Consider the following 13062-nt stretch of genomic DNA (forward strand, 5'->3'; position numbering starts at 1 on the left):
GGTGACGGATGGTGGAGACACAAGGCGGGGGGCCGGGCGACGGCGCCGCTGAGGTGCTCGACCGTCCGCTGCCCGACGGTGTGCGCCGCAGGGTGGTGCAGATCGTGTCCGACGCGTTCGGCGGGCTGACCTTCACCGAGCTGCCGGCGCAACTGCGGCAGTACGCCCGGTTCACCCCGAACCGGCGGGCGAAGTTCGCGGGAAACGCCATGGCGGCGGCGCTGGAGACCGACGCGCTGTTCCGGCAGCGCGTCGGGGACAAGTTCAGAGAGGCCCATCCGGAGCTGTCCGGCGCCCTGGACTCCGGCTCGCCCCCTCCGGCCGCGGACCCGCTCGACGTGGCGGCCGCGGCCTATGTGCTGCGCCCCACGGGCTGGGTGAAGCTGGTGACCGCCGCCGGCGAGGAGGCCCAGCGGGCGGACGCCGAGCGCGCCGACGAGGAGAGCCGGGCCGAGCTGGAGCGGCTGCGCGAGGAGCTCGACCGGGCCCGCGAGCAGACCCGGGCCGAGACCGAGCGGCTGCGGGCCGAGCTGGACGCGGCCAAGAAGGAGGCGGAGTCCCTGCACCGCAAGCTGCGGGCCGCGCTCAGCGACGTCAAGCGGGGCGAGGCCGCGCTGCGCAAGGTCCGGGGCGAGACCGAGGCCCTGCGGGCCGACGGGCAGGCGCAGGTGTCGGCCGCGGAGAGCGAGACCCGGCGCCTCAAGGCCCGCCTAGGCGAGACGGAGGCGGCCCTGGAGGCCGCCCGCCGGGCCGCCCGCGAGGGACGCAGCGTCGAGGACATGCGGGTACGGCTGCTGTTGGACACCGTGCTGGACGCGGCCCAGGGGCTGCGCCGGGAACTGGCGCTGCCGCCGGTCTCCGTACGCCCCGCGGAGACCGTGGACGCGGTCGAGCCCGGACGGATGACCCCCAAGGACATCGCCGCCCGCGCGCTGTCCGAGAACGACCCCGCCATCCTCGACCAGCTCCTCGCGCTGCCGCAGGCCCATCTGGTCGTCGACGGCTACAACGTGACCAAGACCGGCTATCCGCAGATGCCGCTGGAGAAGCAGCGGCTACGGCTGCTGGGCCAGCTCTCGCAGCTCGCCGCGCAGACCGGCGCCGAGGTCACCTGCGTCTTCGACGGGGCGGAGCTGGCGGCCCCGGTGTTGCTCGCGCCGCCGCGCGGGGTGCGGGTGCTGTTCTCCAAGCCGGGCGTCACCGCCGACGAGCTGATCCGCCAGCTGGTGCGCGCCGAACCGCCCGGGCGGCCGGTGATCGTCGTCTCCACCGACCGTGAGGTGGCCGACGGGGTGGCCAGGGCGGGGGCGCGACCGGTGGCGTCCGCGGTGCTCCTCAAGCGCCTGTCCCGCGGCTGAAATCGGGCGTAAGGCGCCCTGTGCCCCAACCGCAACGTAGCGCCGCAATGCCCGAATTGGTGGGTGCGTCGCGGCACGTAGCGTCAAGCGGGGCTCACTTGATGTGAGTTGAGTGCAAAGAATGCATTGCGGGACGGGATTTTTTGGTGTGAGGATTTGAACTCATCACGATGAGGTCACTAAGGTCGGGCGTCGAACCTCCGAGCGGGTTATCACTCAGAAGAAGGAGCTCGCTTTCGTGGCGTCCCACCGTCGACCCAAGCAGCCCAGCCGTGCGCGCGTGACCGTACTCACCACCGCGGCGGCTGCAGCCGTAGCCATCAGTGCTCAGGCCGCCAACGCGGCGCCCAGCGCCAAGCCGAGCAAGGACGAGGTCAAGGCCAAGGTCGACGCCCTCTACGAGCAGGCGGAGCAGGCCACCGAGAAGTTCAACGGGGCCAAGGAGAAGCAGGAGAAGCTCCAGAAGGAGATCTCCACCATCCAGGACAACGTCGCCCGCGGCCAGGAGGAGCTCAACAAGCTGCGTGACGGCCTCGGTTCGATGGCCGCCGGCCAGTACCGCACCGGTGGGATAGACCCCTCCGTCCAGCTGTTCCTCTCCTCGGACCCGGACGACTACCTCGACAAGGCCTCCACGCTCGACCAGTTGAGCAGCCAGCAGGTCGACGCGCTGAAGAAGATCCAGGACAAACAGCGCGAACTGGCCCAGCAGCGCGCCGAGGCCTCCGAGAAGCTCAAGGACCTCGCCTCCACCCGCACCGAGCTGGGCAAGAAGAAGAAGGAAGTCCAGAGCAAGCTCGCCGAGGCGCAGAAGCTGCTCAACTCCATGACCGCCAAGGAGAAGGCGGAGCTGGCGGCCGAGCAGCAGCGCGCCACCCGGGCCAGTGAGCGCAGCGTCCTGGACGGCAACACGCCTCCCGCCTCGGGCCGCGCGGGCGCCGCGTTCTCCGCCGCCCAGACCAAGATCGGCTCGCCCTACGTCTACGGTGCCACCGGCCCCTCCTCCTTCGACTGCTCGGGCCTGACCTCCTGGGCGTACGCCCAGGCCGGCGTCTCCATCCCGCGCACCTCCGAGCAGCAGGCCAACATAGGCACCCGGATCTACTCGCAGAGCCAGCTCCAGGTCGGCGACCTGGTGTTCTTCTTCAACGACATCCACCACGTGGGCCTGTACGCCGGCAACGGCCAGATCCTGCACGCCCCGCGCACCGGCACGGTCGTCCGCTACGAGTCGATGAGCACCATCGGCGGCCCGTTCATGTTCGGCGTCCGCGTCTGACACCGCTCCCGGATCAAGCGGTCGTGCCCTCCGAACGGGCGAATCACCACGACCCGCGCTGACCCCCGCGCCCCGCCGATGACCTGCGTCAGAGACGGGGCGCCGCGTTGTGCGCCCGCCCGCCGCACGTGGCCCGGGCGGTTCCGCGCGGCTACTGTCTGGCGCGTTTCCCCCAGCCGCGGGGGCGGCCCTCCGTCCCGGCGCCGGGAGACGGTCATGTTCGCCAGCGGAAGGAGTCGGCTTCCCGTGGGGTCTCATCGCCGCCTTGCACCGTCCGGGTTCGACCGGGGCGCCGGTGCCGCGCTCTGCGCGCTGTCCGCCGCGGCCGCCGCGCTGGGCGCCGTCCCGGCCGCCGCCGCGCCGCACGCACCCACCCGGGCCGAGGTGGACCGCCTGTACGAGGAGGCCGAGAAGGCGACCGAGGCGTACAACCAGGCCGGCGAGCGCGCGGGCCTGCTGCGCCGTCAGGTGCGCGACTCCCGGGACCGTGTCGCCCGGCAGCAGCAGCGCGTCAACGACCTGCGGGGGACGCTGGGCGCGCTGGCCGGCGCGCAGTACCGTTCCGGCGGCCTCGACCCGTCGCTGGCCCTGCTGTTCGCCCACGACCCGGCCGACTACCTCGACAAGGCGTCCGTGCTCAGCCGGATCACCGCCCATCAGGCCGGCGAGCTCGCGGACCTGCGCAGGGCGCTGCGCGAACTCACCCAGGAGCGCGCCGAGACCTCCCGCGCCCTCGGCGAGCTGGAGAAGAGCCGCGAGGCCGTCGTCGCCCACAAGCGGACCGTCGAGCGGAAGCTCGCCCGCGCCCGGCTGCTCTTGCGGGCGCTGCCCCCGGCGGAGCGCGCGGCCTACGACCGGGCCTCCCGCTCCGGCCGCGACGAGCTCTCCGGCCTGATCGAAGGCCCGGCCGCCTCCGCCCGCGCGGCAGCCGCCCTCACCGCCGCCCGCTCCGCCCTCGGTCGCCCCTACGTCTGGGGCGCCAACGGCCCCTCCGGCTTCGACTGTTCGGGCCTCATGCAGTGGTCGTACGCGCGGGCCGGGGTGCAGCTGCCGCGCACCTCGCAGGAACAGCGCTACGCCGGGCGGCAGATCCCGCTGTCCGAGGCCCGCCCCGGCGACCTCGTCGTCTACCGGTCCGACGCCGGCCATGTCGCCATGTACGCCGGCGGCGGCCGGGTCATCCACGCCCCCCACCCCGGCGCGCCCGTGCGCTACGACCGGGTGGACATGATGCCGATCTCGTCGGTCACCAGGGTCTGACGGCGGCCGGTACACCGCCGTACGATCGTGAAATGGCTGGTCGACGGCGGGCATCGGGATCTGTGGCGGTGGCGCTCTGCCTGCTGCTCGCGTCGTTGACGGCCTGCGGCGGGCGGTCCGCGGCCGACACCGCCCGGGCGCAGGTGCAGGACGTGCTCGACCGCAGGGCACGGGCGGTCCTCCACCACGACGAGCGGGCGTACGCCGCCACCGGCGACCGGGCCTCGTACGCGGACCTGCGGGCGGTGCCGTTCGCCGACTGGTCCTACCGCCTGACCGGACTGCGCCGCAGGGGCGGCACGGCCACCGCCGACGCGGAGCTGCGCTACCGGGTGACCGGGTACGACCGGGCCCCCGTCGTCGCCGGCCGCACGCTCACCCTGTCGGCCGGGCCCGGCGGGACGTGGCACGTGAACTCCGACCGGCCCGCGACGAAGGCCGTCCAGCAGCTGTGGGACCAGGGCGCGGTCTCGGTGGTCCGGGGACGGCGCGGCATCGTCCTCGGGGTCGGGCAGAGCGGCCGGGCGCTGCACGGCTACGCGGACCTGGCCGACCGGGCGGTGCCGGCGGTGTCCGACGCGTGGGGCACCGACTGGAGCCGCCAGGTGGTGGTGCTCGTCCCGCGGTCCCTGGAGGGGATGGCCGGGCTGCTCGGCTCGCCCGCCTCCGGCTACCGCGGGATCGCCGCCGTCACCACCGGCGAGGCGGGGGGCTCGGGCCGCGCCCCCGCCGACCGGATCATCGTCAACCCCGACGCCTACGGGATGCTCGGCCCGCTCGGCAGACAGGTCGTGTTCACCCACGAGACGACCCATGTCGCCACCCGTGCCCGCACCAACCCGGCCACCCCGCTGTGGCTCTCCGAGGGGTACGCCGACTGGGTCGGCTACCGCGGCACCGGGCGCACCCCGGTCCAGGCCGCGCCCGAGCTGCGGCAGGCCGTGGCCGAGGGACGGGTGCCGGCGGCGCTCCCGGCCGACCGGGCCTTCGGCTTCGCCGGGAACGCGACCCGGCTCGCGGAGGCCTACGAGAGCGGCTGGATGGCCTGCCGGATGATCGCCGGCCAGTGGGGGGAGGACCGGCTGCGCGCCTTCTACCAGGCCGTGGGCGGGCACCACCGGCGGCCCGGCGCGGTCGAGGACGCCCTGCACCGGGTGCTGGGCACGACCCTGGCGGACTTCACCGCGCGGTGGCGGGCGTATCTGCGGGAGCGGCTCGGGTGAGCGGCGTGTCCGCGGGAGCGGCCCGGCGAGCGGCGCACGGCCCGCTCCGGCGGGCGCCGGCGGACGGGCGGCGGCCGTGTCGGTCCGTCCACCCGGGGTTGGATAGGGTCGGCGGCGATGCACAAGACCCTGATCGTGACCAACGACTTCCCGCCCCGCCCGGGCGGCATCCAGGCGTTCCTGCACAACATGGCGCTGCGGATGGACCCGGAGCGGCTGGTCGTCTACGCCTCCACCTGGAAGCGCGGCCGGGAGGGGGCCGAGGCGACAGCGGCCTTCGACGCGGAACAGCCCTTCACCGTCGTACGCGACCGCACCACGATGCTGCTGCCCACACCGGGGGCGACCCGGCGCGCGGTCGGGCTGCTGCGCGAGCACGGATGCAGCTCGGTGTGGTTCGGGGCTGCCGCGCCGCTCGGCCTCATGGCGCCGGCACTGCGCCGGGCCGGCGCGAAGCGGCTGGTGGCCACCACCCACGGCCACGAGGCGGGATGGGCGCAACTGCCCGCCGCCCGGGGGCTGCTGCGCCGGATCGGGGAGGCGACGGACACCCTCACCTACCTCGGCGAGTACACCCGCTCCCGGATCGCCGGCGCGCTGACCCCCGCGGCCGCCGGGCGGATGGTCCAACTGCCGCCCGGCGTCGACGAGAAGACCTTCCACCCCGGTTCCGGCGGCGACGAGGTGCGGGCCCGGCTCGGGCTCACCGACCGGCCCGTCGTCGTGTGCGTCTCCCGGCTCGTGCCGCGCAAGGGCCAGGACACCCTCATCCGTGCCCTGCCCCGGATCCTGTCCGCCGAGCCGGACGCCGTGCTGCTGATCGTCGGCGGCGGGCCGTACGAGAGGGACCTGCGCCGGCTCGCGCAGGAGACCGGGGTGGCCGGCTCCGTCCGCTTCACCGGCGCGGTGCCCTGGGCGGAGCTGCCCGCGCACTACGGCGCCGGTGACGTCTTCGCCATGCCGTGCCGCACCCGGCGCGGCGGGCTGGACGTGGAGGGCCTGGGAATCGTCTACCTGGAGGCGTCCGCGACCGGACTGCCCGTGGTCGCCGGGGACTCCGGCGGCGCGCCCGACGCGGTGCTCGACGGCGAGACCGGCTGGGTGGTGCGCGGCGGCTCCCCGCAGGACGTCGCCGACCGCGTCGTCGCCCTGCTCGGCGACGCCGCGCTGCGCCGCCGGATGGGGGAGCGGGGGCGGCAGTGGGTCGAGACGAAGTGGCGCTGGGACCTGCTGGCCGGGGCGCTGGAGGAGCTGCTGTAGCGGGTCCGCGCCGCCGCGCGGGCCTCCGCCCTGCCGCGCCCCTGGGCGGAACCGCGAGGTCACCGCGCGCCGAACGGACGATGGCGCGGGTCCTCGCCGAGGACACCGCGCCATGGGCCGCCGCGGGGGCGGCTACTTCGCGTAGATCGCCTCGATCTCGTCCGCGTAGTCCTTCGCCACCACGTTCCGCTTCAGCTTCAGAGACGGCGTGAGGTGGCCCGACTCCTCCGTGAACTGGGAGGACAGAACGCGGAACTTCCGTACCGATTCCGCCTTCGACACCGCGGCGTTGCCGTCGTCGACCGCGTCCTGGATCGCCGCGAGCAGATCCGGGTCCTCGCGCAGCGACGCCGCGGTGGAGCCCGCCGGCTTGCCGTGCTCGGCGGCCCAGCGGCCCAGGAACTCCTCGTCCAGGGTGACCAGCGCGCCCACGAACGGCCGCCCGTCGCCCACCACCATGCACTCCGCGACCAGCGCGTGCGCCCGGATGCGGTCCTCGATCACGGCCGGAGCGACGTTCTTGCCGCCCGCGGTGACGATGATCTCCTTCTTGCGGCCGGTGATCCTGAGGTAGCCGTCCTCGTCGAGGGTGCCGATGTCACCGGTGTGGAACCAGCCGTCGGCCAGCGCCTCCGCGGTCGCGCCGGGGTTGTTCCAGTACTCCTTGAACAGGTGCTCGCCGTGCAGCAGCACCTCCCCGTCGTCCGCGATGCGGATGACCGAGCCGGGCAGCGGCTGCCCGACCGTGCCGATCTTCTGCCGGTCCCAGGGGTTGAAGGCGGTCGCCGCGCAGGACTCGGTCAGGCCGTAGCCCTCGAGGACGGTGAAGCCGATGCCGCGGAAGAAGTGTCCGAGGCGCTCGCCGAGCGGGGCGCCGCCGGAGATCGCGTACTCGCCGCGGCCGCCGAGGACCGCGCGCAGCTTGCTGTAGACGAGCCTGTCGAAGGTCTTGTGCTTGATCCGCAGGCCGAGGGAGGGGCCCGAGGGGGTGTCCAGCGCCTTGCTGTACGCGATCGCGGTGTCCGCGGCCTTGTCGAAGATCTTGCCCTTGCCGTCGGCCTGGGCCTTGGCGCGCGCGGAGTTGTAGACCTTCTCGAAGACGCGCGGGACGCCCAGCACCAGCGTCGGCCGGAAGGCGGCCAGTTCGTCGGTGAGGTTCTTGATGTCCGGGACGCAGCCCAGCTTGATCGGCGCCATCATCGGCGCGATCTGCACCAGCCGCCCGAAGACGTGCGCGAGCGGCAGGAAGAGCAGCACCGAGCACTCGCCGGTGCGGAACAGCGGGCGCAGCCGCTCGACGATGTTGCCGCACTCGGCGAAGAAACTGCGGTGGGAGAGCACGCAGCCCTTGGGGCGGCCGGTGGTGCCGGACGTGTAGACGATGGTCGCCGCGTCGTCGGCCTTCGCCAGCGAGCTGCGCTCCTCGACGGTCGCGTCGCTGATGTCCTGTCCGGCGCGCGCGAGTTCCCCGAGGCCGCCGGCCTCGATCTGCCAGACGTGCTTCAGCGCGGGCAGTGTCGCGCGCACCGACTCGACGGCGGCGGCGTGACCGTCCAGTTCCACGACACAGGCCGTCGCGCCGGAGTCGCTGAGGATCCACTGCACCTGTTCGGGCGAACTGGTCTCGTACACCGGCACGGTGACCGCGCCCGCGCACCAGATCGCGAAGTCCAGCAGCGTCCACTCGTAGCGGGTGCGGGACATCAGGCCCACCCGGTCGCCGGGCCGGATGCCGGAGGCGATGAGTCCCTTGGCGGCGGCGTGCACCTCGGCCAGGAAGGCGGCGGCGGTCACGTCCTGCCACGTGCCGCCCGCCTTGCGCGCGATGACGGCGACGTCGGGGTGCTGCGCGGCGTTTCTGCGGACGATGTCGGTCAGATTCCCGTCCGCAGGGACCTCGTACAAAGCCGGAAGGCTGAACTCGCGCAAGACTGCTGCTCCTCATAGGGCGCCGGCGCCACGACGTTGTGTGATGCGACGGTCCGGTCCAAGGCTCGGTCGGATGCCCGGGGCTTCGCCAGCGGCCGCGAGGGCGCGGTGGTTGAAATCCAGAGCACGACTGGACGGCCCGGACGTTACCCGCCGGTATGGCTTCTTCGACAGGGGGTCCCGGCGAGATGTTCGCTGCGTCACACGGATTGATGTTCCTTCGCGCACAGTAGTCGACGTATGAACTGACTGGCCAGTAACCCATGGTTCGGCGGTCACTGTTCACGTATGCCGCACAGGCCTACGCTTGATCACCATGGCATCCACATCAGCCGGTGGGCGGGGGACGCGCGTCCACGTGGTCAGCGACGTCCACGGCAACGCCCGTGACCTGGCCCGGGCCGGCGACGGGGCGGACGCGCTGGTCTGCCTCGGCGACCTGATCCTCTTCCTCGACTACGCCGACCACTCGCGGGGCATCTTCCCCGACCTGTTCGGTGCGGAGAACGCCCGGCGGCTGGTCGAGCTGCGCACCGCCCGCCGCTTCACCGAGGCCCGCGAGCTCGGCGCCCGGCTGTGGGCGGGCATCGACGGGGACCGGGCCACGGTGATCGAGCGGGCGGTGCGCAAGCAGTACACCGAGCTGTTCGCCGCGTTCCCCACCCCTACGTACGCCACCTACGGCAACGTCGACATGCCGCCCCTGTGGCGCGAGTACGCCGGCCCCGGCACCCGCGTGCTCGACGGGGAACGGGTGGAGATCCACGGCCGGGTCTTCGGCTTCGTCGGCGGCGGACTCAGAACGCCCATGCGGACGCCGTACGAGATCGACGACGAGGAGTACGCGGCGAAGATCGAGGCCGTCGGCGAGGTGGACGTGCTCTGCACGCACATCCCGCCGGAGGTGCCGGAACTCGTCTACGACACCGTGGCCCGCCGCTTCGAACGCGGCAGCCGGGCGCTGCTGGCCGCGATCCGCCGGACCCGGCCCCGGTACGCGCTCTTCGGCCATGTCCACCAGCCACTGGTGCGCCGGATGCGGATCGGCGCCACCGAGTGCGTGAACGTGGGGCACTTCGCCGGGACCGGCAAACCGTGGGTCCTGCGGTGGTGAGGATCCGGCCGATGAGCCCGGACGGGGGTGACGTCCGCCGTACGGCCGCGCGGTAGCCTTCACGCTGCACACACGTGCGCACGACGACCTCTTCCCCGAGCCCTCCACGCGCGGGCGGGGGAGACCCCATACGGCCCGCATCTGGAGGAGCCACGGCGATGGCGGAACACACCAGCTCGAGCATCACGATCGAGGCGGCACCGGCCGACGTCATGGGGGTGATCGCCGACTTCGCCCGCTACCCGGACTGGACCGGCGAGGTGAAGGAGGCCGAGGTCCTCGTCACCGACCCCCAGGGCCGCGCCGAACAGGTCCGCCTCGTCATGGACGCGGGCGCCATCAAGGACGACCAGACCCTCGCCTACACCTGGACCGGCGACAACGAGGTCTCCTGGACCCTGGTCAAGTCGCAGATGCTCCGCTCCCTGGACGGCACCTATCTCCTCAAGCCGGCGGGCGTGGGCGCCACCGAGGTGACCTACCGGCTCACCGTCGACGTCAAGATCCCCATGCTGGGCATGATCAAGCGCAAGGCCGAGAAGGTCATCATCGACCGGGCGCTGGCGGGTCTGAAGAAGCGCGTGGAGTCCGGCGCCGCGTGACCCGGCGGTGATCCGGGAGCGGGCGCGCGGCGTTCGCGACGGTCCACGGGCCGCGTGCGCGGGTACCGTTCACCTCCATGCGCACCCTCCTGATCACGGGCCCGGGCGGCAGCGGCCGTACCACCGTCGCCGCCGCCACCGCCCTGACCGCCGCCCGTGACGGCACGCCCACCCTCGTCCTCAGCGCCGACCGCACGGACAGCCTCGGCGCGGCGCTCGGCGTGGCCACGGGCGCCCGGCCGGTCCCCGTCGAGCCCGGCCTCACCGCCTGGCGCCCCGACGCCGCCGCCGGATTCCGCGACGACCTCGCCGCCTTCCAGAGCCGCGCGGCGGGCGTCCTCGACCTCCTCGGGGCCGCGCGCCTCGACGCCGAGGAGGTCACCCCGCTGCCCGGCGCCGAGGAACTCGCCCTGCTGCGCGCGCTGCGCGACGCGGCGCTGTCGGAGCGGTTCGAGCTGCTGGTCGTCGACCTGCCGCCCGCACCGCAGGCCCTCGCCCTGCTCTCCCTCCCCGAGGAACTGCGCCGCTACCTTCGCCGGCTGCTGCCGCCCGAGCGTCAGGCGGCCCGCGCCCTGCGCCCCGTCCTCGGCCGCCTCGCCGGCGTCCCCATGCCCGCCGAGTGGCTCTACGAGACGGCCTCCCGCTGGGACGTCGAACTCGCCGCCGTCGAAGCGGTCGTCGCCGACCGCGGCACCGCCGTACGCCTGGTCGCCGAGCCCGGCCCGGCCGGCGCCGAGGCCGTCCGCACCACCGCCCTCGGCCTCGCCCTGCGCGGGCTGCGCACCGAGTTCCTGGTCGCCACCCGGGTCCTGCCCGAGTCCGCCGCGGACTCCTGGCTCGCCGGCCCCGTCGCCCAGCAGCGCAAGACCCTCGACGAGTGGCAGGAGTCCCACACCGTCCACCCGGCCGCCCACCTCGGCCGCGACCCGCGCGGCGCGGACGACCTGGCCGCCCTCGCCGTGCCCGGCGTCAACCCGGAGCCCACCCCGGTCGAGTGGCCCGTCACCGACCGCCTCGCCGAGGACGGCGTGCTGGTCTGGCACCTGCCGCTGCCCGGCGCCATACGGGACGAGCTGGACCTCGTCCGCCGCGGCGACGAACTCGTCGTCACCGCCGGACAGTTCCGCCGGATCGTCCCGCTGCCCTCCGCGCTGCGCCGCTGCACCGTGGACGGGGCCGCGCTGCGCGACGACGAGCTGCGCGTCCGCTTCGTGCCGGACCCGCGGCTGTGGCCCCGGGAGAGGTGAACCGCATACGCCCGTTCGGGTAACGTCGTAGGGACGAACCGTAGTCAGGAGTCCGTCATGAGCGAAGAGCGCCCCACGCCCGGCACCGCTCAAGAGGATGCGGCCGGCGAGGCGCCCCGCGCCGCCGCCGCCGACGCCTGGGCCACCGCGTGCGCGGAGGATCTCGCCGCGGAGAAGGCCCGCCGCCGCTCGGAGTACGGCCCGCCCCCGGGCTCGGCCGCCGAGGAGCTGCGCAAGCTCGTCGACACCGTCGCCGACCGGCTGTCGTCGATGCGGTCCCCGCTGTTCGGCGCGATCGCCGGGCCGGCCGCCCAGGAGATGGTGCGCCAGGCCGTCCAGCAGGCCAAGGCGGCCGTCGAGCCCGTCATCGAGCGCAACCCCGACGTCTTCGACCACCTGGCGGCGGCCGGCGGCGAGCTGCTCGCTGCCTACCGAAGCGCCGTCCAGGCCCAGGAGCGCCGCTGGACCGGCCGCGCGGACGGCCCGGCGGGCCCCCCGCGCACCGACGGCCCCGCGGACCCGCGCGACCGCCGCGACCCCGGCGAGGGCACCGGCCCGGGGCAGCGCATCGACCTGGACTGATGGCGCCCGGTCCCGCCCGCCGGCCCGCACCGGCCGCCGCCGGGCCGGTCCGCCGTGCGGACGACGCGAATTCGACAGCGGGGCCTCGGGTACGGTTGGCCGTAGCGGGGCTCGACCGGAACTGAGGGATTCATGGGACTCACCATCGGCGTCGACATCGGCGGCACGAAGATCGCGGCCGGCGTGGTCGACGAGGAAGGCAACATCCTCTCGACCTTCAAGGTGCCCACCCCCACCACGCCCGAGGCCATCGTGGACGCCATCGCGTCGGCCGTGGAGGGCGCACGCGCGGGGCACGACATCGTCGGTGTGGGCATCGGCGCCGCGGGCTACGTCAACCGACAGCGCTCGACGGTCTACTTCGCCCCCAACATCGACTGGCGCCAGGAGCCGCTGAAGGACGAGGTCGAGGCCCGCGTGAGCCTGCCGGTCGTCGTGGAGAACGACGCGAACGCCGCCGCCTGGGGCGAGTACAAGTTCGGCGCCGGCAAGGGCCACCGCAACGTCATCTGCATCACGCTCGGCACCGGCCTCGGCGGCGGCATCATCACCGGCAACAAGCTGCGCCGCGGCCACTTCGGCGTGGCCGCGGAGTTCGGGCACATCCGGATGGTGCCGGACGGCCTGCTCTGCGGCTGCGGCAGCCAGGGCTGCTGGGAGCAGTACGCCTCGGGCCGCGCCCTGGTGCGGTACGCCAAGCAGCGGGCCAACGCCACACCGGAGAACGCGGACGTGCTGCTGTCGCTGGGCGACGGCACCCCGGACGGCATCGAGGGCAAGCACATCTCGATGGCCGCGCGCCAGGGCGACCCGGTGGCCGTGGACTCCTACCGCGAGCTGGCCCGCTGGGCCGGCGCGGGCCTGGCCGACCTGGCCTCCCTCTTCGATCCGTCCGCCTTCATCGTGGGCGGCGGCCTCTCCGACGAGGGCGAGCTGGTCCTGGACCCGATCCGCAAGTCGTACAAGCGCTGGCTGGTGGGCGGCAACTGGCGCCCGGTCGCCGACGTGATCGCCGCCCAGCTCGGCAACAAGGCCGGCCTGGTGGGCGCGGCGGACCTGGCCCGGGAGCCGGACCCGATCATGTAGGGAGCCCGTGGGGTGCACGGGGGGCGCGGGGTCCCGCGGACATGAGCTGTGCCGCATGGGCGCGACCGGCCGGCGACCACCGGCGGTCGCGCGCCGACCCCGCCCCCCGACCCACGGGGCGT

At 73.9% G+C, this 13062-nt stretch carries 11 protein-coding genes; 10 read left to right on the top strand and 1 reads right to left on the bottom strand.

What is annotated here, in order from left to right:
- Positions 1 to 8: 8 nt before the first annotated feature.
- The 5 genes from ACF1A5_RS21920 to ACF1A5_RS21940 all read left to right on the top strand — a co-directional run bounded on the left by ACF1A5_RS21920 (position 9) and on the right by ACF1A5_RS21940 (position 6380).
- Positions 9 to 1358, top strand: a complete 1350-nt coding sequence (locus tag ACF1A5_RS21920) for an NYN domain-containing protein (RefSeq protein ID WP_392194529.1) — start codon at positions 9 to 11, stop codon at positions 1356 to 1358.
- Positions 1359 to 1596: 238 nt separating this feature from the next.
- Positions 1597 to 2637, top strand: coding sequence for an NlpC/P60 family protein (locus ACF1A5_RS21925; RefSeq protein WP_392194530.1), 1041 nt, complete (start codon positions 1597 to 1599; stop codon positions 2635 to 2637).
- A gap of 246 nt (positions 2638 to 2883) precedes the next feature.
- Positions 2884 to 3897: an NlpC/P60 family protein gene (locus tag ACF1A5_RS21930; protein WP_392194531.1), complete on the top strand. Its 1014-nt coding sequence runs from the start codon at positions 2884 to 2886 to the stop codon at positions 3895 to 3897.
- 32 nt (positions 3898 to 3929) lie between these two features.
- Positions 3930 to 5120 (top strand): hypothetical protein, encoded by a 1191-nt coding sequence (locus ACF1A5_RS21935; RefSeq protein ID WP_392194532.1) that lies wholly within the window; start codon positions 3930 to 3932, stop codon positions 5118 to 5120.
- Positions 5121 to 5237: 117 nt separating this feature from the next.
- Positions 5238 to 6380, top strand: coding sequence for a glycosyltransferase family 4 protein (locus tag ACF1A5_RS21940; RefSeq protein ID WP_392194533.1), 1143 nt, complete (start codon positions 5238 to 5240; stop codon positions 6378 to 6380).
- A 132-nt stretch (positions 6381 to 6512) separates the two neighbouring features.
- Here ACF1A5_RS21940 and ACF1A5_RS21945 read toward each other — a convergent pair whose 3' ends face one another.
- Positions 6513 to 8309 (bottom strand): AMP-dependent synthetase/ligase, encoded by a 1797-nt coding sequence (locus tag ACF1A5_RS21945; RefSeq protein WP_392194534.1) that lies wholly within the window; start codon positions 8307 to 8309, stop codon positions 6513 to 6515.
- 316 nt (positions 8310 to 8625) lie between these two features.
- On the opposite strand from ACF1A5_RS21945, the gene ACF1A5_RS21950 reads away from it, so the two are divergent.
- The 5 genes from ACF1A5_RS21950 to ACF1A5_RS21970 all read left to right on the top strand — a co-directional run bounded on the left by ACF1A5_RS21950 (position 8626) and on the right by ACF1A5_RS21970 (position 12940).
- Positions 8626 to 9423 carry a metallophosphoesterase gene (locus tag ACF1A5_RS21950; protein WP_392194535.1) on the top strand — a complete coding sequence of 266 codons (798 nt, stop codon included), beginning with the start codon at positions 8626 to 8628 and terminating at the stop codon, positions 9421 to 9423.
- Between the two features lie 158 nt (positions 9424 to 9581).
- Positions 9582 to 10025, top strand: a complete 444-nt coding sequence (locus tag ACF1A5_RS21955) for an SRPBCC family protein (protein ID WP_392194536.1) — start codon at positions 9582 to 9584, stop codon at positions 10023 to 10025.
- Between the two features lie 77 nt (positions 10026 to 10102).
- Positions 10103 to 11272 carry an ArsA family ATPase gene (locus ACF1A5_RS21960; protein ID WP_392194537.1) on the top strand — a complete coding sequence of 390 codons (1170 nt, stop codon included), beginning with the start codon at positions 10103 to 10105 and terminating at the stop codon, positions 11270 to 11272.
- A gap of 57 nt (positions 11273 to 11329) precedes the next feature.
- On the top strand, positions 11330 to 11854 hold the full coding sequence (locus ACF1A5_RS21965; RefSeq protein ID WP_392194538.1) for a DUF5304 domain-containing protein: 525 nt from the start codon (positions 11330 to 11332) through the stop codon (positions 11852 to 11854).
- Between the two features lie 132 nt (positions 11855 to 11986).
- Positions 11987 to 12940: an ROK family glucokinase gene (locus ACF1A5_RS21970; protein WP_392194539.1), complete on the top strand. Its 954-nt coding sequence runs from the start codon at positions 11987 to 11989 to the stop codon at positions 12938 to 12940.
- The last annotated feature ends 122 nt before the right edge of the window (positions 12941 to 13062 follow it).

This window comes from Streptomyces sp. NPDC014864 (assembly GCF_043081525.1).
Taxonomy (GTDB): domain Bacteria; phylum Actinomycetota; class Actinomycetes; order Streptomycetales; family Streptomycetaceae; genus Streptomyces.

Excerpts from the sequence above, each read along its gene's own strand:
- ACF1A5_RS21920 (WP_392194529.1), top strand. The coding sequence starts at position 9 with ATGGTGGAGACACAAGGCGGGGGGCCGGGCGACGGCGCCGCTGAGGTG.
- ACF1A5_RS21935 (WP_392194532.1), top strand. The coding sequence starts at position 3,930 with ATGGCTGGTCGACGGCGGGCATCGGGATCTGTGGCGGTGGCGCTCTGC.
- ACF1A5_RS21940 (WP_392194533.1), top strand. The coding sequence starts at position 5,238 with ATGCACAAGACCCTGATCGTGACCAACGACTTCCCGCCCCGCCCGGGC.
- ACF1A5_RS21950 (WP_392194535.1), top strand. The coding sequence starts at position 8,626 with ATGGCATCCACATCAGCCGGTGGGCGGGGGACGCGCGTCCACGTGGTC.
- ACF1A5_RS21955 (WP_392194536.1), top strand. The coding sequence starts at position 9,582 with ATGGCGGAACACACCAGCTCGAGCATCACGATCGAGGCGGCACCGGCC.
- ACF1A5_RS21960 (WP_392194537.1), top strand. The coding sequence starts at position 10,103 with ATGCGCACCCTCCTGATCACGGGCCCGGGCGGCAGCGGCCGTACCACC.
- ACF1A5_RS21965 (WP_392194538.1), top strand. The coding sequence starts at position 11,330 with ATGAGCGAAGAGCGCCCCACGCCCGGCACCGCTCAAGAGGATGCGGCC.
- ACF1A5_RS21970 (WP_392194539.1), top strand. The coding sequence starts at position 11,987 with ATGGGACTCACCATCGGCGTCGACATCGGCGGCACGAAGATCGCGGCC.